Origin of the sequence: Mycobacterium seoulense (genome assembly GCF_010731595.1) — a bacterium.
In the GTDB taxonomy this organism is placed as follows: domain Bacteria; phylum Actinomycetota; class Actinomycetes; order Mycobacteriales; family Mycobacteriaceae; genus Mycobacterium; species Mycobacterium seoulense.
In genome coordinates this window covers 1,931,737-1,953,164 of the sequence record NZ_AP022582.1, presented here as the reverse complement: position 1 = coordinate 1,953,164, position 21,428 = coordinate 1,931,737, and the positions used below count along the sequence as shown (strand labels likewise).

Sequence of the window (21,428 nt, the reverse complement as noted above, 5' to 3'; positions counted from 1 at the left end):
CGAGCGGGTCGGGTCGAGCTGGGCGTCCAGACGTCGGGTGACGACGTAGACTTTTCTGGTCGAGAGGCGTTGCAACGGTTATCGGGGGGACCGGGTCCCCGCCGGTATCCGCCACGCTCGGCAGAGTCAAGGACGCCTTCCGTAACGGAAGGAACGCGCGTGAACTCCTCTGATTCAGAGACCGTCGTGCCGAACGTCCGCCCAGACTGCACCGATGAGCTCACGGCTGCTCTGCGTCGGCGGATCATGGTGATCGACGGCGCGATGGGTACGGCGATCCAGCGCGACCGGCCGGACGAGGCCGGCTACCGCGGCGATCGGTTCACGGAGTGGCCGACCGCTCTGCAGGGCAACAACGACCTGCTCAACTTGACTCAGCCGCAGATCATCGAGGGGATCCACCGCGAGTATCTCGACGCGGGCGCCGACATCCTGGAGACCAACACGTTCAATGCGAACGCGATCTCGCTCTCCGACTACGACATGGCGGACCTGAGCTACGAGCTGAACTACGCCGGCGCCGCCCTGGCGCGGGCGGCCGCAGACGAGTACAGCACCCCGGAGAAGCCCCGTTACGTCGCCGGCGCGATCGGGCCGACGACACGGACCGCGTCGATCTCGCCCGACGTCAACGACCCCGGGGCCCGCAACGTCTCCTACGACCAGCTGGTCGCCGCCTACCTCGAAGCCGCCAACGGCCTGGTCGACGGCGGTGTCGACCTCCTCATCGTCGAGACGATCTTCGACTCGCTGAACGCCAAGGCGGCGGTGTTCGCCATCGAGACGTTGTTCGAGGAGCGCGGACGCCGCTGGCCGGTGATCATCTCGGGCACCATCACCGATGCGTCCGGACGGACGTTGTCCGGTCAGGTCACCGAGGCGTTCTGGAACTCGATCAGGCACGCGAAGCCGATCGCGGTCGGCCTCAACTGCGCGCTGGGCGCGCCGGAGATGAGGCCCTACATCGCCGAGATGTCGCGGATCGCGGACACTTTCGTCTCCTGCTACCCAAACGCCGGACTGCCCAACGCATTCGGTGAATACGACGAGTCCCCCGAGCGCCAGGCGAGCTACATCGCCGACTTCGCCGAGGCCGGTCTGGTCAACCTGGTCGGTGGGTGCTGCGGGACGGCGCCGCCGCACATCGCCGAGATCGCCAAGGTCGTCGAGGGCAAGCCGCCGCGCGAGGTGCCGCAGATCCCGGTGGCGACCCGGCTCGCCGGCCTGGAGCCGCTCAACATCACCGACGACTCACTGTTCGTGAACATCGGTGAGCGCACCAACATCACCGGCTCCGCCCGGTTCCGCAACCTGATCAAGGCCGAGGACTACGACACCGCGCTGTCGGTCGCCCTGCAGCAGGTCGAGGTCGGTGCGCAGGTCATCGACATCAACATGGACGAGGGCATGATCGACGGCGTCGCCGCCATGGACCGGTTCACCAAGCTGGTCGCGGCCGAGCCGGACATCAGCCGCGTCCCGGTGATGATCGACTCCTCCAAGTGGGAGGTCATCGAGGCGGGCCTGAAGAACGTGCAGGGCAAGCCGATCGTCAACTCGATCTCCATGAAGGAGGGCGAGGAGAAGTTCGTCCGCGAGGCGCGGCTGTGCCGCAAGTACGGCGCCGCCGTCGTCGTGATGGCCTTCGACGAACAGGGGCAGGCCGACAATCTCGAGCGCCGCAAGGAGATCTGCGGGCGCGCCTACCGCATCCTGACCGAACAGGTCGGCTTCCCGGCCGAAGACATCATCTTCGACCCGAACTGCTTCGCGCTGGCGACCGGTATCGAGGAGCACGCGACCTACGGGATCGACTTCATCGAGGCCTGCGCCTGGATCAAGGAGAACCTTCCCGGGGTGCACATCTCCGGTGGCATCTCGAACGTGTCGTTCTCGTTCCGGGGCAACAACCCCGTCCGCGAGGCGATCCATGCGGTGTTCCTGTTCCACGCCATCAAGGCCGGCCTGGACATGGGCATCGTCAACGCCGGTGCGCTGGTGCCCTACGACTCGATCGACCCCGAGCTGCGGGACCGCATCGAGGACGTCGTCCTGAACCGTCGCGCGGACGCGGCCGAACGGCTCCTCGAGATCGCCGAACGGTTCAACAGCTCGGAGAAGTCCGAAGACCAGGCGGCGGCCGAATGGCGCAGCCTGCCGGTCCGTGAGCGGATCACGCACGCCCTGGTCAAGGGCATCGACGCCCACGTCGATGCCGACACCGAGGAGTTGCGGGCCGAGATCGCCGAAGCGGGTGGTCGCCCGATTGAGGTGATCGAGGGCCCGCTGATGGACGGCATGAACGTCGTCGGTGACCTCTTCGGCTCGGGCAAGATGTTCCTGCCCCAGGTCGTGAAGTCGGCGCGCGTGATGAAGAAGGCCGTCGCGTACCTGCTGCCCTACATCGAGGCGGAAAAGGAGGACTCGGGCGCTGCCGCCGGGAAGGACACCAACGGCACGATCATCATGGCGACGGTCAAGGGCGACGTCCACGACATCGGCAAGAACATCGTCGGAGTCGTCCTGCAGTGCAACAACTTTGAAGTGATCGACCTCGGCGTGATGGTGCCCGCGAGCAAGATCCTGGACGCGGCGAAGGAGCACGACGCCGACATCATCGGGCTGTCCGGCCTGATCACCCCGTCCCTGGACGAGATGGTGAACTTCGCCGCCGAGATGGAACGCGAGGGGCTGCAGATCCCGCTGCTGATCGGCGGCGCGACCACCTCGCGCGCCCACACGGCCGTGAAGGTGGCGCCGCGCCGCAGCGGTCCGGTGGTCTGGGTCAAGGACGCGTCCCGCTCGGTGCCGGTCGCCGCGGCGCTTCTCGACGACCGGCAACGTCCGGCGCTGCTGGAGGCCACCGAGGCCGACTACGCGTCCCTGCGCGAACGGCACGCCCAGAAGAACGAGCGGCCGATGCTGACGCTGGAGAAGGCCCGCGCCAACCGGACGCCGATCGAGTGGGACGGCTACACGCCGCCGGTGCCGGCTATCGGTGCGGGAGTACGGGAATTTCAGGACTACGACCTCGCCGAGTTGCGCGAGTACATCGACTGGCAGCCGTTCTTCAACGCCTGGGAGATGAAGGGCAGATTCCCCGACATCCTCAACAACCCGGCCTCGGGCGAGGCGGCCCGCAAGCTGTACGAAGACGCCCAGGAGATGCTCGACACCCTGATCAAGGAGAAGTGGCTGACCGCCAACGGGGTGATCGGGTTCTTCCCGGCGAACGCCGTCGGCTCGGGTATTGAAGACATCGAGGTCTACACCGACGACACGCGTACCGAGGTGCTGACCACGTTGCACAACCTGCGCCAGCAGGGCGAGCACCGGGACGGCATCCCGAACCGGTCGCTGGGCGACTACATCGCGCCCAAGGACACCGGTCTGGCCGACTACATCGGCGCATTCGCCGTCACCGCGGGACTCGGCAGCCAGGACAAGATCGCCGAGTTCAAGGCGGACCACGACGACTACAACGCCATCCTGCTGGAGTCGCTCGCCGACCGGCTGGCGGAGGCGTTCGCCGAACGTTTGCACGAGCGGGTCCGCAAGGAGTTCTGGGGATTCCAGCCCGACGAGCAGCTGGACAACGAGGCTCTCATCGACGAGAAGTACGTGGGAATCCGCCCTGCGCCCGGCTACCCGGCGTGCCCTGAGCACACCGAGAAGGTGACGCTCTGGAAGTTGATGGACGTCAAGGAACGGACCGGCATCGAGTTGACCGAGTCGATGGCGATGTGGCCCGGTGCTGCCGTCAGCGGCTGGTATTTCTCGCACCCGCAGTCGCAGTACTTCGTGGTCGGCCGGATGGCCCAGGACCAGGTCGCCGACTACGCGAAGCGCAAGGGCTGGACGCTGCAGGAAGCCGAGCGCTGGCTCGCCCCGAACCTCGGCTACAACCCCGAGGACTGAGCCCAACGTGGTTGAATTCGCACCAGGGGAGGGGACGTTCATGCTGGAGCGAGAGTTGAACCGGGTTGCCGACATCGCCGTGGAAGCCGTCAACGTCACGGTCGTGCATGTCCGGCGCATCGTTTCAGCGCTGTGCACCGCGCTCGACCGCACGAAACGCGAAGTCAGCGATTTAGCCTGGGACTACAGCGATCTGGCGACAAGCGTCCGTTTCTCGACCCGGAGCAGCAGCGCATCCGCGGGCGACGACGCTCAGGTGATGCGCAGCGAGCACGTTGCCGACGTGATATCGATCGACCTGCGGCGCCGAAGGGCCAACTGAGACAACCCCAGAGGCGCGCGCTAGAGGCGCAGCACCGAACTCAACGCCGACAGCGGGATGTGCGCCTGCACGGTGCCCCCGTCCATGAACCACTGCATGACTCCGGGCGTGAAGTTGAGTGGCTCGTCGTGGGCCACCGGATAGTCGGGCATGTACAGGATCAGCTCGTCGGGCGTCACCGCCCACGCCTTGTACGCCCCCGAGTAGACCTTGTCCGGCGTCCAGCGGTCGACGGTGAAGGGGTAGGTTCCCGGGTCGTGTGGCGGCGGCGCTTGGTTGAGCGCGGTTTCGATGAACGGCTGAGCCAGTGGGGGAATGGCGGTCAGCGGATTTGACGTCGTCAAGTCGGCGAGCTGCACCCGCCGGCCGCCGGCCAGGTCGAACGTGAAGGTCCGGTAGGCGTTGTTGGGCTTCGGGCCGTCGGCATGGTAGTCCTCGTGGAAGACCGCGCTGAGCAGGTTGCCGTGCCGGAATACCTCGAAGTTCTCCTCGCCGTAGCTGTCGGCGGCCATGCTGCCGTTGGCCGTCTTCCAGTTGTTGACCAGGGTGCGCAGGTAGTCGCGGATCGCCGGCCCCGCGGTCGGATTGTCGACCAGGTCGTCGGGCACGGCGACCTTGATGTCGCGTACGGCCTTGCGTTCCGACGTCACCGAGGTGTGGCAGTACTGGCCATCCCAGTCGCCGCCCAGCTCGCCACAGAACGAGGGGGCGGACGCGTGCGCCGGGGCGGTGGTGGGAATCGTTGCGGCCGCGACCAATACGGCCGCCGCCAACAATGTCTTGAGCATGAGATGGCTCCGCCTGGCTCAGAGGAGTTGGACTTTGCTTGCCCGCCAGCGACCGTCGACCTTTTCCATGGTCATCTTGATCCGGCTGCGATCGATGCGCGGGTCGGGCGCGGCGGTGTTGGTGACGGTCTGGTCGATGAAGACGAGCACGACAACCTTGTTCGTGGATTGGGACTGGATCGCCGAGTCCACCACCACGCCGTGCGCGGTCGCCTTGTTGTCGATCAGCAGCTGCCGGAGCTTGACGCTGGACTGGGTATACATGTCTTTGAACTCGCCCGTCGCGCCGTCGAGAACCTGCCTGAAGTTCTCGTCGACCTTGTTCGAATCGATGCTCGTCAGCACCTGCGCGTAGCCGATGGCCGCCTGTTGGGCCTGTTCGCCGGCCAGCCTGACCTGATGATCTTGCCACTGCCGCCAGCCGAGAAACCCCGAAATGGCAAGTGCGGCAACGAGTAAGGCGGGCAGCGCGCTGCGACGCAGATACCGCCGCCAGGGTCGCTTGCGGCGCTCGGCCTCGGGACGTTTGCGGTTGAGCAGCGCACCCTCGCCCTCGTCGTCCCCGCCGGCCGCTAGGTCCCCGTCGGCCGCTACGTCGGCCTCGCCGGTGGCCACGGCGACGGGCTCGTCGGCGCGTGGGTCACCGGCGTCTTCAGCTGCGCCGTGCGGTGTTTCGGCATCCGGTCGCGCTTCGGCGCGCGCCTTGGCTTTCGGGTTCTTCACGGTGGTCACGATCACGATCGGCTCCTAACGATTGGCTCGGCTGGTTTGCGGCTCTAATGCGGCGGTTCGATCGGCAGCGGCGGGCCGCCGTAGGGGGTGGGAATGGTGTATCGACCCCGCGGGGTCGGATCCGTACGTTGGCCCAGGTTCGCCCCCGGCGGCGGGCCGGCGGTGTCGTCGCCGCCCGGCCGCGGCGCGTTCTTGGCGCCGCGGATCGAGACCGCGGGGTCGTCGTCGCGGCAGTAGGTGTACATGAACGGCTCGTAGTAGTCCGCGGCCGAAGAGGGGTGCGACGGCGTCCCGTAGTCGCACACGTAGCGGGGATAGAGGTCGGCCGTGGCCCAGACACCGCCGTCGTGAAAGGCGCTCGTCACGGCGTCCAACACCGACCCACGGTAGTCGGGGAACAGCGCGTTGAGCGCCGGGACCCGCAGGTAGAGCAGCTGCGACATGGTGGCCATGCTGCCCAACAGTTGCACCATCGTGTCGGAATTGTCGGCGAACAGATTGTCGACGGCCGACAGCGTGCGCGGTGTCTGCGCCGTCAAACGGCGATAGCCGGCCTGCATCCTGGCCACGCCGGCCAGGGTCCCGTTGAGTTCCGTTGCGGCAGAGCCCAGCCCGGCGTTCTTGTCGCTTGCCAGGGTGAGTACGACGCGACTGGTCTTGAGGATGCTGGTGGTCTGGGGCAGCACCGAATCGAGCGTGGAAAGCAGGAACGTGCCGCCGTCGACGATGGCGGTCAGCTTCGCCGGTCCCTCCCTGCTCAGGCTCAATTCCTTTTTGATCGACTCGATCTTGTGGGGGTCGACCTGGGCCAGCAGCCCGTCGGCGTCGCCGAGCAACTGTGCCAGGCTGACCGGGACGTCCGCGTGGTCGGAGGTGATGACGCTGCCGTTGTGCAGATACGGCCCCGCGTCGGATGCGGCCTCGAAGTTGATGTACTGCTCGCCGGCCGGCGAGAGGGCCGACACGTGCACGACGCTGTTCGCCGGGATCCGCACCTGCGACGTGATGCTGGCGATCGCGTTCACCCCGTTGTCGGTGATCCGCAGCGACTCGACCCGGCCAACGCGCACGCCCCGCAGGGCGACATCCTGATTGGGCAGCAGGCCACCGGATTCCGGCAACTGCACGGTGACCCGATAGGACGAGGCGAACGGCTTCACCCGCAGTGCGCCGATCATCAGATAGGCGGTCGCGACGACCAGGATGAGCACCAATCCGGCCACCGACAGCCAGACCTGTCGCCGGTGACCGGCCCGCACCGCCCGGACGGTGAGGTTGGCGAAGTCGCCGACGGCGCGGTTCACGGTTGCGGTCCCGGCGCCGGCGGTGGTGGCGGTGGTGGCGGCGGTCCCGGTGCGACGTCGATCTGGCCCGGGATGTTGGGGTCCGGTATGACGGGAACCTGAGGCGAGTTGGGCCCCCGGCCGACGACGCGTTCCTGCAGCCGCCACAGGGTGTACTTGAGGGTCCCGACGAGCAGGTTCACGTTGTAGTGGTGCGGTCCGTGCAGCCCGATGTCACCGGGGAATCCGATATCGGGGATCGAGCCGAGCATGATCTTATCCACGCTCACGTGCACCGAAATCGAGTTGCCCGCCGTCGATTTGACCAACGCGGGAATCAACCGGTTCAGCGCCAGCCAGCTGGTATCCGGGCTCACCGCAACGTCGTTGGCGGCCCCGGCGACGGTGTTCAGGTCGCGGATGATGCTGCGGCCGCTGGTGTCGGTCCCGCCGATCGACGGGAACCTGGCCAGCAACCGGGAGGTGTCACCCACCTGGACGGCCAGATCCGAAATCTGGGTGGTGTTGTCGGCCAGGGCCGAAGTGGCGGGACCGGCAGCCGCCACCAGGTCGCTGATCGTCTGATCCTCGGCGTCGAGTTGATCGGCCAGCCGCGACAATTGGGTCAACGCGGTCGAGATCTGATCGGACCGCGAATCCAGGGTCCCGAGCAGCTGGTTCGACTTGCGGATCGTGTCACCGAAGGCCTGGCCCTGGTCACCGGTCGCCTTGCCGAAACCGTTGATGATGTTGGTGAAGTTGCGTACCGCCCCACCGTTCACCAAAATCGCCGCCGAGCTCAGCACCGACTCCACTGTCGCGGCCGCCGCCGTCGACTCCAGGCCGATGGTGTCGCCGTCCTTCAACAGCGGTCCGTCCGGTTCCCCGGCGGCCGGCGGCTTCAGCGCGACGAACACGTCACCCAATGGTGTCGCGGTCCGCAATTCGGCGGTGCTGCCGCGGGGCAGTTGTACGCCGTCCCTGATGCGCAGCCTGGTGACCGCGGTGTAGTTGCGGGCGACCATCGATTCGAGCTGTCCGACGTCGGCGCCGGCCAGCTTCACCTTGGCGTTCATCGGCAGGTTGAGCGCGTTGGAGAACACCGCGTTCAGCGAATAGCCTCCCGAACCCAGTCCCGGGGCCGGAAGGGGCAGGCTGGCAAGGCCGTTCGTGGCGCATCCCGCGGTCACCATCGCCGCGGCCGCCACCGCCAGCATTCCCCGCGTGCCCGCGGCCGTCATTTCTGCCCCATGGCGGCCATTCCGTCCAGCACATAGGTCAACCCGAAATCGGGACCGAAATCCTGGATGGTTCCGGTGCTGCAGCCCAGTTGCCGCAGGCCCATCAGGTTGCAGATCTCTTTGGTGTACTGGCTGTCGAAGAGCAACCGATCGGTGAGGAAGCGGGCGCGGACGCTGCCGTTCGCGCGGTCGATCATGTTGTAGGCGTTGTCGGCCACCAGCGGAGCCAGATCCAGGAGCTCGGCCAGGTCGCGACGCTGGTCGGTCACCATCTTCAGGGTGGCGTTGCCGTTCAGCACGCCCTGCTTGATGTTGTCGCGGTTGGCGTCGAGCAGGTCGCCGGCGCGCTGGATCAGCTGGTCGAGTTTCCTTCCCGTGCTGCCGCTGCCGATGTCCTCGTCGGCCATGATCTGGCTGACTTGGTGGATGGTGGAAGCGAATTCGCGCAACTTGGCGTCGTTGGCCGACACGGCATCGAACAGGGTGCTGATGTTTTTCACGATCGTGGTGATCTGCTCGCGGGTCGCCGCCCCGCCGTCGCTGGACAGCCGCAGCGCCTTGGACAGCTCGCCCAGCGCCGCTTTGATCCGTTCGCCGTTGCCCTTGACCACTTCGGTGCCCCCGCCCAGCACATCGGCGATCGGGCCGCCGCCGTGGCCGTCGCCCGCGAGCGATTTGGTCACCTTGTCCAGGACGTTGAGGACGCTGCTGAATTCGACTGGCGTCTTGGTCCGGGGCAACCCGATGGTGTCGTGGTTCTGAAGGGTCGGTCCGCCGTGATAGGGCGGCGTGAGTTCGATCTGCCGGTCGGTCAGGATGGAGGTCGACACTGTGACGGCTTGGGCGGTGGCGGGAACTTTGACGTGGCGGTCGACGGTGAATTCGACTTCCACATAGCCGCCCTTCGCGGTGATTTTGGTGATCTTGCCGACCGGCATGCCCAGCACCGCCACCTCATTGCCCTCGTAAAGACCTGAGGCGCTGTCGAATTGGGCAGTCAACGTGATCGTGTCGTCGTCGGAACCCAGGTACCACCAGCCGATGCCGATCGTCGCGGCGATGACCGCGACGGCGGTCACCATCGTCAGCACCCGGCCCTTCACTTGCAGTCCTTGAAATACTGGATCATTCCGAACTGCTTGGCGCGGCCGCTGATGGCGCACATCCACGAGTCGATCAACGGAACGTTGGGGGCGTTGAAGTTGATCGCGTTGCCGTCACCCGTGAGGTTGGCCGCCTCGCGGAAGAAGATCGGGCTGGTTTGCAGCATGCTGTGCAGCAGGTCGTCGTGTTGAGACATCAAGTTGGTGAAGTCCCGGATGTCCTTGATCAGCGCGTCCACGCCCGAGCGGTCGTTCACCACGACCTGGCTCATGGTGTCGACCAGGCTCGACAGCGATTGCATCATCGCGTGGAAAACCGCGCGCCGCGCGACGAATTGGCCTAGCAGGTCTTGGCCCTGGTCGACGAGGGTGCCGATGCCGGCCTGCTGGCGCCGCAGCATGTTGGTCACCAGTTCGGTGCTGCGCAGCAGCTGGCCCAGTTGGTCTCGCCGTATCGCGATGATCGACGAGAGCGTGTTGATGTTTGAAATGGCCTGGGGTACCACCGCGGGCAGGCCCTCGAGCTGCTTACCGAGCACCGCAAGCGATTGCGCGAACCGGTCGGAGTCGACCTGCTCGAAAGTGGTGGTGGCGTCCTGCAATGCGGCCTGCAGGTCGTAGGGGACCTCGGTATGGGCCAGGTCGAAGGTGTTGTCGGGCAGGTGCGCCGGGCCGCTGGGTTCCAGCGCCAGATAACGTGAGCCCAGGATGGTGGTGACCTTGATCTGCGCCCGGGAATCCTTGCCCAGCGCGATGTTGTCCCGGATCTTCAGCCCCGCCTCTACATGGTCGCCAGCCAGTTTCATGCTGGTGACGTTGCCCACCGGGATGCCCGCGACCACGATCGGGTTGCCGGCCCGCAACGAGGCCGCCTGGAGAAACTCGGCGGTGTAATGGCGGTATCCGGCGCCGAGCGCGTGCACGAGCAACATCACCCCGATGATCACCGCCACCACCGCGACGGCGATGAACCCGAGCCATGTCTTGTTGTAGCTCTCCAGCGGACGCTTCGTCATCCGCCGCCATAGGGACGGGTCAGCCATCGGCCGTGCTCCTGCATCTCGGCGTGTGCCACGCTTTGTTACCGGGCGTGGCGGCGTTGACGATGATCGGCACCACGTCGTTGAGGCCGGGGAAGAACCCCATGAAGTTCACGTCGCAGACGTAGGCGTTTCCGTAGGCGCCCTGGTTGCCGACCCGGGTGAGCCCCTTCAGCAGCAGCGGGATGTTGTCGCCGAAGAATGCCACCTGTGGTTCGACGTCCATGATGTGTTTGGTGACGCCGGGCTGGCGATCGATGAATTCGCGCAGCGCCGGATAGACGTCCGTGGCCGAGGCCGACAGCCGGCCGGTCACCCGGGCCAGGGAACCCACGGAGGCGACCAGGTCCGGGCGCCGGGCGTCGAGCTCGCCGACGATGCTGCGGGTCTGCGCGATGACCCCGTCGAGATCGTCGTTCTGTGCGGCGAGGTTGCCCATCACCTTGTTGAGATTGGTGATCACGGTGCCCAGGGCCTGGTCCCGTCCCGCGAATGTCTGTGTGAGCGTGGAGGTCTGGCCGACCAGCGTCGCCAGCGACGACGTGTCGCCCTGCAGCGAGGCAATGATGCCCTTGGTGAGGTTGTCGGCATCATGGGGGTTCAGCAGGCTGAACAACGGCTCGTAGCCGTTGAGCAGCGTGGTGACGTCGAATGAGGGTTCGGTGCGTTCCAGGGGGATCGTGCTGCCCGGTGGGAGCAGCTGCGGGCTGCCGTCCTTACCCAACGACAGCCCGAGATAACGCTGGCCGACGATGTTCTGGTAGGTCACCGACGCGAGGGTGTTCCCGAACAACCGCTGTTCCTGCTGCACCACGAACGAGACCTTCGCCAGTGTCCCGTCAAGCTCGATCTTCTCGACTCGGCCGACGCGAACGCCGGCCATGCGGACGTCGTCGCCTTCGCGTAGCCCGTACACGTCGCTGAAGACCACCGAATACGTGGCGGTGTTGCCGGCCACGTCGCGCCGCAGGCTCACGTACACCAGCCAGGTCAGCGTTAGCGAGACGATCATGAACAGGGTCAATGCGATCAGCGGGCCGCGGAACCTCATTTGGCCTCCCCGGGTGGGTGCGCCGCTGCGGGGGTCAAGGAAACCGTGGTGCCCCTGGCGACCGGACCCAGCAGCAGCTCGGTGGCTTCGGTCGCCGGTGCGCCGGTGATGACGCCCAACATGTTTCGTTCGTACTGGCTCCCCACGGGTCCCACGTTCCCGCCGAACGAGGCCTGCGGAATCCACGGCGCCTTGGGCGCCACCGGCGCGACCCATGGCTCGTGCGGTTGTGGCGTCGCGGGGGCCCCCGGCGAGGGGTTGTCGGGATTGGCACTCCCCGGCACGGGTGGCGACGGCGTAACCCCTGCGGGCAGCGGGGGATTCGGATCGGACAAGTTGGGGTTCGGGTTGATCAGCGGTGGGCCCACGGCGACGAGGTTTCCGTCCGGGCCGATCACCGTCCCGGGGGGCGGCGCCAGATCCTTGGGCGGCTGATAATTCTGCGGCAGCAGCACTTCGGGCAGATCCGGCCGCACCGGAACCAGCGGTGCGGTGAAACAGCTGGGCCCCTTCAGCTCGCCGTAGTGCGGACAGTCGGCCCGGGTGTAGGTGGAACTGGGCGTGAACGTCAGTATCGCGCGCATGTTGCCCAGGTTGGTCTCCGGGTTCCAGACCTGCTCCATGAACTGGTTGGCCAGGTTGTCCAATTTGGTCACCGCGGGCACAAAGTTGTTCGACTTCTGCGCCAGCACGCCGAGGACCGGGGTGAAATCGGTGGTGATGCGGATGAGTTGGTCGACGTGGTTGCCGATCGACTGACGCGTCGTGCCGACCGTGTCGTCGGCGCCCGACAGCAGCGAAGCCAACTGTCCGCGTGTTTCGGCGAAGGTCCGCATCGGCTCAACGGCCTGGTGCAAAGCGTCGAGAAGATCGGGGGCCGTCTGCGCGAGCCCACGGGTCGCATCCAGCAGCGCGGACACCGTGGACGGGCCGGTGTCGGTGCTGACAATCGAATTCAGCTGATCGAGAAGGCGATTCAATTGCGCACCGGCGTTGAGCAGGCTGACGCGGCGGTGGTCGGTGGCGGCACCCAGGGCGGCCAGGATCCCCACCGACCTGTCGTCGCGGCCGCGTCCCGCTGCGGCGAGCACGTCGCGCAACTTGCTCACCGTTGTCTGAAAGAGAACGGTCGGAAGCCGCCGGTCTTCTGAGATATGCGCGCCGGCACGGATTGTCGCGCCGGGGCCGTTGCCGACCAGCTGAACCGACGACACGGCGAATACGTTGCTGGGCACCACGCGCGCGGTCACGCTGGCCGGAATCGACTTGGCGTACTCCTGTTTGAGGTCGATGTGGACATAGTTCGGTTTGCCGTGCTCTGCGGGGACGACGCCGTTGACCATCCCAACCAGTACGCCGTGGTACTTGACGTCCGACTTTTGCGGCAGGCCGTCGCCCACGTTGACCAGATCGGCGACCACCCGCACGTAATCGTTCAGCCGGCCAGTGGATTTGACCAACATCGCGGTAGTGAGCAGGGCGCTGACCAGCACCACCGCGATGCCGATGCCGAGCAGCTGGCGGTCGGAGGGGCCGCGTCCGTCCAGCTCAAAGGAGTTGGGCATGTTCCACCGACCTCGCCACCGGCCTACCCGCCGAACCTTGCGCCCGAGTCGACGCCCCACAACGCCATGGTCAGCAGCATGTTCACGATGATCACGACGGTGATGCTGGCCCGCATGCCATGTCCCGCGGCGACCCCCACACCCTCGGGCCCGCCGCTGGCGTAATACCCGTAGTAGCACTGGATCGTGGACGCGATCCAGACGAAGACGACGGCCTTGATCAACGAGTAGACGATGTCCTGGCCGGCCAGCATCAGCGTGAAGTAGTGCAAGTAGGAACCGGTCGAGCCGCCACTGCCGATTTCCACCACTATTTGCGTGCTCAGGTATCCGATCGCCAGGCACGCGGCGTACAACGGGACGATCGCGACCACCGAGGCGATGAGCCGGGTGGTCACCAGGTAGGGGATCGGGCGGATCGCAATGGATTCCATCGCATCGATCTCCTCGGCGATGCGCATGGATCCGAGTTGGGCGGTGAAGCGGCAGCCGCCCTGCATCGCGAAGGCGAGCGATGCCATCAGAGGAGCCAACTCGCGGGTGTTGACCAACGAGGAGACGAACCCGGTTGCCGGCCCGAGGCCGAGCAGATCCAGGAAGTTGTATCCCTCGATCCCGACGAGCGCGCCGACGGTCATGCCGAGCACGACCGCCACACCGGCGGTGCCGCCACCCACCACGATGGAGCCGTTGCCCCAGGTGATGTTGGACAGCAGCCGCAGAAACTCGCCCCTGTACTGGCGCAAGGCGAGCGGTACGGCGACCAGCGCGCGGACGAAGAACACCAGCAAATGACCGAGCCGGATGACCGGGACCGTGCCCCTGTGGTAGAGCCGGGCGAGTGGGACAGAGATCGGGGCAAACGGTCGATAGGCGGAGGCCGTCACGTCACAGCCCCGTCCGGGGCGACAACATGATGTAGAGCTGGCTGATGGCGACGTTGACGATCATCAGCAGCAGGATCGCCTCGACGACCGCCGCGTTGACCGAGTTGGCGACTCCCGTCGGTCCGCCCTTGGTGGACAAGCCTTTCTGGCTTGACACGATCGCCACGATGGCGCCGAACACGATCGCCTTCAGCAGCGCCAGGATCATGTCGCCGGTCGTCGCGAACGACGCGAACGTCGACACGAAGCTGCCCGGTGCACCGTTCTGGAAGTAGACGTTGAACATGTAGCTCGCGAAGAATCCGGCGAAGCACACCACCCCGGTGAGGGCCACGCCGATCATCACCGCCGCGGCGAAGCGAGGGACGACCAGACGGCGGATCACCGAGACGCCCATCACCTCCATCGCGTCGGTCTCCTCGCGCATCGTTCGCGAACCCAGGTCGGCGGTGATGGCCGACCCGACAGCCGATGCCATGAGCACCGCGGCCACCAGCGAGGCCCCCTGCCGGATGACCGCGAGCCCGCTCGCGGCCCCGGCCAGCGACGTGGCCCCGACCTGGCCGGCAAGCAGCGCGAACTGGATGGAAAGGGTGACGCTGATGGGCAGCGACACCAGAATCGTCGGCAACACGGCGGTGCCGGCCATGAACGCGCCCTGGCGGACGAACTCTTGCCATTGGAATCGGCCGGTCACCAGGTCGAAGAAGAAGTATTGAACGGTGCGCACACCCAGCACGAACTGTTCGCCGACGGTCGTCAGCGAGGCGACCGGGTGGCGTCGCACGTACCCGGCCGACCAGTCCCGGATGGCGACGACGCCATCGACCTGTGTCGTCATAACGGCGTAACCCGGCGTGCGGCCAGCAAACTCTTGGCACCGGTCATCGCGTACCAGCTGCCGCTTCCATCGGCCCTCTCCCCACCCTGAATCCCTGAGTGCCGAGCAGACGACCTCGAGCGCCATTGAAGGCTATTCTTATTAAAATAGTGTCAACAAGCCCTTAGACTCTGCAGTTCATCGGTGTGTGCCGCATCACACTAGCCTACTTGATAGGGACTTTCAATAGTGTAGAGTCACTCATCTCGGTTCGTCGCTGGACTGCGCCGCGGGGTTGGAACGTCGGAATGACGAAGGTGATCGCATGCCCTCAGCAAACACCGGTTCGTTGCGGGACCGACGGCGGGCCGCCTTGCTGACCACGATCCAGCAGACCGCGCAAAGGCTTTTCGCCGAACGCGGTTTCGAGGCGGTGACGACGGAGGACATCGCCGCGGCCGCCGGGGTCTCCATCAGCACCTATTTCCGGTACGCGCCCACCAAGGAGGGTCTGCTGGTCGATCCGGTCCGGGAGGCGGCCGCCGAGATCGTCGGTTCGTACAGCGCGCGGCCCCCCGATGAGTCGCCGGTCGAAGCCTTGATCCAGCTGTTCGTCACGCACGCCAGAGATGTCAGCGGGGTTGACAACCTCGATCGCTGGCGCCACGCCGTCGCGACCGCGCCCCACCTCTTGAGCAAGTCCGTGCTGGTCAGCCAAACCGACCACAGCAAGCTGATCGATCAGGTCGCCCAGCGCATGGGCGTGGACGCGGCGGTGGACATCCGGCCCGCGCTGTTGGTCCACACGAGTTTGGCGACAGTGAAATTCGTTCTCGACGGGTGGCTGGCATCGGATATTGCCACCAGCCCGCGCTTTCACGAGCAATTGGAAGAAGCGCTGCGGATCACCCTCGCCGGATTCGACTGACCGTGGCGCCGGGCCCGCCGGAGTGAAACCGCCGTGACTTTGCTCGCCACCGCGTGAAACAATCGCTGGCCGTGAAGACCTTCGAGGATCTGTTCGCCGAACTGGGCGAGCGCGCCCGTACTCGCCCCGCCGGCAGCGCCACGGTCGCCGCGCTGGACGGCGGCATACACGGGCTGGGCAAGAAGATCCTGGAGGAGGCCGGCGAGGTGTGGCTGGCCGCCGAGCACGAATCCGACGACGCGCTGGCCGAGGAGATCAGCCAGTTGCTGTACTGGACGCAGGTGCTGATGGTCGCGCGCGGCCTGTCCCTCGACGACGTCTACGCGAAGCTGTGACCATGTTGCGGGTTGCGGTTCCCAACAAGGGCACGCTGAGCGAGCCGGCGAGTGAGATTCTGGCGGAGGCGGGCTACCGGCGTCGCACCGATTCCAAGGACCTCACCGTCATCGACCCGGTCAACCAGGTCGAGTTCTTCTTCCTGAGGCCCAAAGACATTGCGATCTATGTGGGTTCGGGTCAGCTGGATTTGGGCATCACCGGACGGGACCTGGTCCGCGACTCCGACGCGCCGGTCCGCGAACGTTTGGCGTTGGGTTTCGGGTCGTCGAGTTTCCGGTATGCCGGCCCGGCCGGTCGCGGTTGGACGACGGCCGATCTCGCGGGCAAGCGGATCGCCACCGCCTACCCGAACCTCGTCCGAAAAGACTTGGCGGACAGGGGTATTGAAGCAACCGTCATCCGGCTCGACGGGGCGGTGGAGATCTCGGTGCAGCTCGGCGTGGCCGACGCCATCGCCGACGTGGTCGGTTCCGGGCGCACGCTGAGCCTGCACGACCTGGAGGCCTTCGGCGACCCGCTGTGCGACTCGGAGGCGGTGCTGATCGAGGGCGCCGACCCGGACGGCCAGGGCGAGACGCGAGCGGCGCGCGATCAACTGGTGGCGCGCATCCAGGGGGTGGTGTTCGGCCAGCAATACCTGATGCTCGACTATGACTGCCCGCGTTCGGTCCTGGACAGGGCCACCTCGATCACGCCCGGGCTGGAGTCGCCGACCATCGCGCCGCTGGCGGACCCGGACTGGGTCGCGATCCGCGCGCTGGTGCCGCGTCGGGGCGTCAACGAGATCATGGACGAGCTGGCCGCCATCGGTGCCAAGGCGATTCTGGCTTCCGACATCAGGTTCTGCCGGTTCTGACCGAACGGGTGCTGTGCCCGCGGCTGTGTTAGCGTCCGCCTAGGGCTGCTTGCCCGTGTTACCCCCATGGGCCGTCATCCCTTGCCGTTGCCGGGTCGTCCCAGGAGGGTCTTCGTGACACATGCGCTTATTCTGCTGCTGGCTTTACTGATCGGTGTCGTCGCCGGGTTGCGCTCGTTGACGGCTCCCGCCGTGGTCGCCTGGGCTGCCTTCCTGGGGTGGATCGACCTGCATGGCACGTGGGCCGGCTGGATGGCCAGCATCATCACGGTGGTCGTCTTCACCGTCCTCGCCGTCGGCGAACTGGTCAACGACAAGCTGCCCAAGACGCCCGCCCGCACGGCGCCACCGATCTTCGCCGCCCGGATCGTCACGGGCGGGCTGGCGGGCGCGGTCCTGGGCGCCTGGCCGCACTGGACGTTTTCCGCGCTCGGCGCGGGCGTCGTCGGGGCGGTGCTCGGCACCCTGGGTGGTTACCAGGCGCGCAAACGCCTGGCCGCCGTCGCCGGACGGGATCTGCCGATCGCGCTGCTGGAGGACGCGGTCGCGATCGTCGGTGGATTCGTCATCGTCGCGGTGACCGGCCACGTGCTGACCGAGTACCTGCTGACGGCGGTTAAGTGACACAGCATTTCGACGCGATCATCGTCGGGGCCGGACAGGCCGGGCCACCGCTGGCGGGGCGGCTGACGGCGGCGGGGCAGCGCGTCGCGCTGGTGGAGCGCAAACTCATCGGCGGCACCTGCGTCAACACCGGATGCATCCCGACGAAGACGCTGGTGGCCAGCGCGTACGCCGCGCACCTCGCGCGCCGCGGTGCCGACTTCGGGGTGGCGACCGGGCCGGTCAGCGTTGACATGGCCAAAGTCAAGGCGCGCAAAGACGAAATCATGCTGGGCGACCGCAAGGGCGTCGAGGACTGGCTGGCGGGCATGGACGGCTGCACCGTCGTTCGCGGGCACGCCCGCTTCGAGGATCCGCACACCGTGCGCGTCGACGGCACCGCCCTGCGCGCCGATCGGATCTTCCTCAACGTCGGTGGCCGCGCCGTGGTGCCGGACATCCCGGGCCTTTCCGACGTCGAGTTCCTCACCAACGTCTCGATCCTCGAACTCGACACGCTGCCGGATCATCTGGTCATCCTGGGCGGCAGCTACATCGCGCTGGAGTTCGCGCAGATGTACCGGCGCTTCGGAGCGCGGGTGACGGTTGTCGAGCGGGGGTCGCGTCTGGCGTCCCGCGAAGACGAGGACGTGTCCGCCACCGTCCGCGACATCCTCGAGGACGAGGGCATCGACATCGTCGTCGGCGCCGACGACGTGCGGATCACCAAGACCGACAACGGTTTTGAGCTAACGCCCGGCGGCGGCGCCGACCCGGTCGCCGGAAGTCACCTGCTACTGGCCGTGGGCCGGCGACCCAACACCGACGACCTGGGCCTGGAGGCGGCGGGCGTGCAGACCGACGCCCGCGGCTACATCGTGGTCGACGACCAGCTCAAGACCAACGTCGACCACATCTGGGCGATGGGGGACTGCAACGGCAGGGGCGCCTTCACCCACACCTCCTACAACGATTTCGAGATCGTCGCCGCCAACCTCCTCGACGGCGACCCGCGGCGGGTGAGCGACCGCATCACCACTTACGCGCTCTACATCGACCCCCCGCTGGGGCGGGCGGGCATGACCGTCGACCAGGTCCGCGCGTCGGGACGCAGGGCGCTGGTCGGTAAGCGCCCGATGACAAGAGTCGGCCGGGCCGTGGAAAAGGGTGAGACGCAAGGCTTTATGAAGGTGGTGGTCGACGCCGAGACCCAAGAGATCTTGGGAGCGGCCATCTTCGGCGTCGGCGGCGACGAGGCGATTCACGCCATCCTGGACGTCATGTCGGCCAAGGCGCCCTACACCACGCTGGCGCGCACCATGCACATCCATCCCACCGTCAGCGAGCTGGTGCCCACCATGCTGCAGGAGATTGCCCCGCTGGTGGACTAGTGGCGATCGCAAGCGCGGCGTGGCCGGGCGCGGCGGGTCGCCACCATCGGACTGTGGCGATCGCAAGCGCGGCGTAGCCGGGCGCGGCGGGTCGCCACCATCGAACTAGCGCGCTGTGGTGGCGGGGCGACGGGACCGGCGCCGCCTGCTGCGCCCCGCCGTCGAACCGTGTGGTGCCACCGGGGCCGGCGCGGACCGGCGCGCGGCCACCGGCGCGGGGGCGACGGCCTGGCGCGGCGCGGGCTGGCCGGCCAGGTTGTGGATGACGGGGGAGGATGCGGTGACCTGCTGGGGGACGGCGCGGATGGCCGCCTTGCGCATCATCGATTCGGTGTCGCGGCGTTGCTCGGGCAGCGCGATGGTGACCACGTCACCGGAGGCGCCGGCCCGGGCCGTGCGACCGGAGCGATGCAGGTAGGCCTTGTGCTCCGCGGGCGGGTCGACGTGGACCACCAGTTCGACGTTGTCCACGTGCACCCCGCGCGCGGCGATGTCGGTCGCGACGAGCACTCGCGCCTGTCCGGCCGCGAACGCCGCCAGGTTCCGGTCCCGCACGTTCTGGGAAAGGTTGCCGTGCAACTCGACCGACGCGATGCCCGATTGCGTGAGCTGGCGGGCCAGCTTCCGGGCCTGGTGCTTGGTCCGCATGAACAGGATTCGCCGGGATTCGCCCGCGGCCAACCGGTGCACCAACTCCTTCTTGGCCTGCGGCCCGTCGACACAGAAGAAGTGATGGGTCATCTCGGGCGTCAGGGACGTCGGTTCTGCCACCGATCGAGTCACCGGGCTGGTGAGGAATCGCTTCACCAGAGTGTCGACAGCGGCATCGAGAGTGGCCGAGAACAGCATCCGCTGGCCGCCCGTGGGTGTGGCCGCCAAGATTCGGGTAACGGTGGGCAGGAAGCCCAGATCGGCGAGGTGGTCGGCCTCGTCGATGACCGTGATTTGCACCGCGCTCAGCTTGACGACGCCCTGCTTCATCAGGTCTTCCAGGCGGCCCGGGCAGGCGACGACGATGTCGATGCCCGCCTTCAGCGCCGTGACCTGCTTGTGCTGCGGCACCCCACCGAAGATGGTGGTCACGCGCAGGCCCCGAACCGCGGCGAGCGGCGCGATGGTCGCGGCGATCTGTGTCGCGAGCTCACGGGTGGGCGCCAACACCAGCCCGGTGGGCTTGCCCGGCCGGCGATTACCGGCGTCGAGCCGGCTCACCAGCGGGATCGAGAAGGCGAGCGTCTTGCCGCTGCCGGTCTTGCCGCGGCCCAACACATCACGGCCGGCAAGCGTATCCGGCAGGGTTTCGATCTGGATCGGGAACGGCCGGTCGACGCCGCCCTGAGCGAGCGTGTCAACCAGCGGTTGGCTCACCCCGAGGTGAGCAAAGGTTGTGTCTTCAAGCATGTTTGAATGTCCCTAAAGCGTCGGTGGTAGCGAGATTGCCAATGTGGCAACATCGATCGCCGCGACTCGAGGCTGTGCGGTGCGCACCTAAGTCATCTCGGACTCGGCGCCCCGCGGGGATCTGAGAAGAAATAACGAATCGATCACGACGTGCTGGCAAGCCATTCGGCGCCAACGTTAACGAAAGCATACCGCACTGACCGGTGCGGACCTATTCCGCGGCCGTTACTCCGCAATGACCCTTATCACATCGGCGGGAGGGTCGGCGGTCATGCAGCCGGTTCGGTGGACTGCGGAACCCCTTGCGCCAGAGTGTAATCCGGCCATCCCGGGTAGGCCGGCGGCGTTCCACCGAACAGCGGGCAGTGCTGCTGGTGTGGGCACCAGTCACACAGCCGTGACTGGCTGGGCCGGAAATCGCCCGTCTGGCCGGCGGATTGGATGGCGCGCCAGATCGCCATCAGGGTCTTCTCGAAACGCAGTAATTCGTCGTGGTCGGGCGAATAGTCCAGCACCTGCCCATCGGCGAGGTAGATGAGCCGAAGCCGGGTGGGGGGCACGCCGCGCGTGCGCAGCAGGGCCACCGCGTAGAACTTCATCTGGAACATCGCCTTGAACTCGGCCAGGGCGCGCGCGGCCGGCGGCGCCTTGCCGGTCTTGTAGTCGACCACCCGTACCTCCCCGGTGGCGGCGAGGTCGATCCGGTCGATGAAGCCGCGCAGCAGGGTGCCGTCGGCGAGCTCGACTTCCACGCGCTCCTCACAGCACTGCGGGTCGAAGCGGGTCGGGTCCTCGAGCCGGTAGTAGCCGGAGAGCAGCGCCCGCGCCTCGGCGATCAGCTGGCCGCGCTGCTCGGGATCGAATCCGCCGACCAGGTCGGGCGCCGCGGCGATCACCTGGTCCCAGGCCGGCTCGACCAGCGACAGGGCGGTGTCGGGGCCGCGCTGCGCGGCGGGCAGGCCGTAGAGCTGCTGCAGGGCGGCGTGCACCACCGAGCCCCGCAGCTGTGCGGCCGACGGCGCCTCGGGCAAGCGGTCGATCGCCCGGAACCGGTACAGCAACGGGCACTGCTTGAAGTCCGCCGCCCGCGACGGCGACAGGGCCGGTTTTGCGGCCGGCCGCGCGCGTTCTTGCGGCTGGTCGGTCATGCCCGCAGCGTA

19 protein-coding genes are annotated in these 21,428 nt (G+C 66.9%); 7 read left to right on the top strand and 12 right to left on the bottom strand.

Going from position 1 to position 21,428, the window contains the following annotated elements:
* Positions 1 to 159 precede the first annotated feature (159 nt).
* Both metH and G6N37_RS08940 read left to right on the top strand, forming a co-directional pair.
* Positions 160 to 3,918, top strand: coding sequence for a methionine synthase (metH, locus tag G6N37_RS08945; RefSeq protein WP_163678839.1), 3,759 nt, complete (start codon positions 160 to 162; stop codon positions 3,916 to 3,918).
* A 7-nt stretch (positions 3,919 to 3,925) separates the two neighbouring features.
* On the top strand, positions 3,926 to 4,240 hold the full coding sequence (locus G6N37_RS08940; protein WP_163678836.1) for a hypothetical protein: 315 nt from the start codon (positions 3,926 to 3,928) through the stop codon (positions 4,238 to 4,240).
* Between the two features lie 20 nt (positions 4,241 to 4,260).
* Here the strand turns inward: G6N37_RS08940 and G6N37_RS08935 are convergent, their stop codons facing one another.
* The 10 genes from G6N37_RS08935 to G6N37_RS08890 are packed head-to-tail and all read right to left on the bottom strand — an operon-like array spanning position 4,261 to position 14,771.
* Positions 4,261 to 5,028: a mannan-binding family protein gene (locus tag G6N37_RS08935; RefSeq protein ID WP_163678833.1), complete on the bottom strand. Its 768-nt coding sequence runs from the start codon at positions 5,026 to 5,028 to the stop codon at positions 4,261 to 4,263.
* 18 nt (positions 5,029 to 5,046) lie between these two features.
* A complete protein-coding gene (locus G6N37_RS08930; RefSeq protein WP_163678830.1) occupies positions 5,047 to 5,766 on the bottom strand; it encodes a tetratricopeptide repeat protein in 720 nt (239 codons plus the stop codon).
* A gap of 38 nt (positions 5,767 to 5,804) precedes the next feature.
* A complete protein-coding gene (locus G6N37_RS08925; protein ID WP_163678827.1) occupies positions 5,805 to 7,064 on the bottom strand; it encodes an MlaD family protein in 1,260 nt (419 codons plus the stop codon).
* Complete coding sequence (locus G6N37_RS08920; protein ID WP_163678824.1) at positions 7,061 to 8,284, bottom strand: MlaD family protein; 1,224 nt, start codon at positions 8,282 to 8,284, stop codon at positions 7,061 to 7,063. Before G6N37_RS08920 ends, G6N37_RS08925 begins: the two co-directional genes overlap by 4 nt.
* On the bottom strand, positions 8,281 to 9,366 hold the full coding sequence (locus G6N37_RS08915) for an MlaD family protein (RefSeq protein ID WP_163684788.1): 1,086 nt from the start codon (positions 9,364 to 9,366) through the stop codon (positions 8,281 to 8,283). The genes G6N37_RS08920 and G6N37_RS08915 overlap by 4 nt, the downstream gene beginning before the upstream one ends.
* A gap of 17 nt (positions 9,367 to 9,383) precedes the next feature.
* Positions 9,384 to 10,430, bottom strand: coding sequence for an MCE family protein (locus G6N37_RS08910; RefSeq protein WP_163678821.1), 1,047 nt, complete (start codon positions 10,428 to 10,430; stop codon positions 9,384 to 9,386).
* Positions 10,423 to 11,478 carry an MlaD family protein gene (locus tag G6N37_RS08905; protein ID WP_163678818.1) on the bottom strand — a complete coding sequence of 352 codons (1,056 nt, stop codon included), beginning with the start codon at positions 11,476 to 11,478 and terminating at the stop codon, positions 10,423 to 10,425. Before G6N37_RS08905 ends, G6N37_RS08910 begins: the two co-directional genes overlap by 8 nt.
* Positions 11,475 to 13,043 carry an MlaD family protein gene (locus G6N37_RS08900; RefSeq protein ID WP_163678815.1) on the bottom strand — a complete coding sequence of 523 codons (1,569 nt, stop codon included), beginning with the start codon at positions 13,041 to 13,043 and terminating at the stop codon, positions 11,475 to 11,477. The genes G6N37_RS08905 and G6N37_RS08900 overlap by 4 nt, the downstream gene beginning before the upstream one ends.
* A 23-nt stretch (positions 13,044 to 13,066) precedes the next feature.
* Positions 13,067 to 13,930: an ABC transporter permease gene (locus tag G6N37_RS08895; protein WP_163678812.1), complete on the bottom strand. Its 864-nt coding sequence runs from the start codon at positions 13,928 to 13,930 to the stop codon at positions 13,067 to 13,069.
* 1 nt (position 13,931) lies between these two features.
* Positions 13,932 to 14,771 carry an MlaE family ABC transporter permease gene (locus G6N37_RS08890; RefSeq protein ID WP_163678809.1) on the bottom strand — a complete coding sequence of 280 codons (840 nt, stop codon included), beginning with the start codon at positions 14,769 to 14,771 and terminating at the stop codon, positions 13,932 to 13,934.
* Between the two features lie 304 nt (positions 14,772 to 15,075).
* Between G6N37_RS08890 and G6N37_RS08885 the strand changes: the two genes are divergently transcribed.
* The 5 genes from G6N37_RS08885 to G6N37_RS08865 all read left to right on the top strand — a co-directional run bounded on the left by G6N37_RS08885 (position 15,076) and on the right by G6N37_RS08865 (position 18,867).
* Positions 15,076 to 15,678 carry a TetR family transcriptional regulator gene (locus G6N37_RS08885; protein WP_163678806.1) on the top strand — a complete coding sequence of 201 codons (603 nt, stop codon included), beginning with the start codon at positions 15,076 to 15,078 and terminating at the stop codon, positions 15,676 to 15,678.
* A 53-nt stretch (positions 15,679 to 15,731) separates the two neighbouring features.
* A complete protein-coding gene (locus G6N37_RS08880; protein WP_083172710.1) occupies positions 15,732 to 16,013 on the top strand; it encodes a phosphoribosyl-ATP diphosphatase in 282 nt (93 codons plus the stop codon).
* A 2-nt stretch (positions 16,014 to 16,015) separates the two neighbouring features.
* Positions 16,016 to 16,873, top strand: a complete 858-nt coding sequence (gene hisG / locus G6N37_RS08875; RefSeq protein ID WP_163678804.1) for an ATP phosphoribosyltransferase — start codon at positions 16,016 to 16,018, stop codon at positions 16,871 to 16,873.
* 114 nt (positions 16,874 to 16,987) lie between these two features.
* Entirely contained in the window at positions 16,988 to 17,497 is a 510-nt protein-coding gene (locus G6N37_RS08870; RefSeq protein WP_163678801.1) for a DUF4126 domain-containing protein, read from the top strand.
* Positions 17,494 to 18,867, top strand: coding sequence for an FAD-containing oxidoreductase (locus G6N37_RS08865; protein WP_163678798.1), 1,374 nt, complete (start codon positions 17,494 to 17,496; stop codon positions 18,865 to 18,867). The genes G6N37_RS08870 and G6N37_RS08865 overlap by 4 nt, the downstream gene beginning before the upstream one ends.
* Positions 18,868 to 18,972: 105 nt before the next feature.
* Here G6N37_RS08865 and G6N37_RS08860 read toward each other — a convergent pair whose 3' ends face one another.
* Positions 18,973 to 20,268: a DEAD/DEAH box helicase gene (locus G6N37_RS08860; protein ID WP_163678795.1), complete on the bottom strand. Its 1,296-nt coding sequence runs from the start codon at positions 20,266 to 20,268 to the stop codon at positions 18,973 to 18,975.
* Between the two features lie 269 nt (positions 20,269 to 20,537).
* A complete protein-coding gene (locus tag G6N37_RS08855) occupies positions 20,538 to 21,416 on the bottom strand; it encodes a RecB family exonuclease (protein WP_163678792.1) in 879 nt (292 codons plus the stop codon).
* Positions 21,417 to 21,428: the final 12 nt, after the last annotated feature.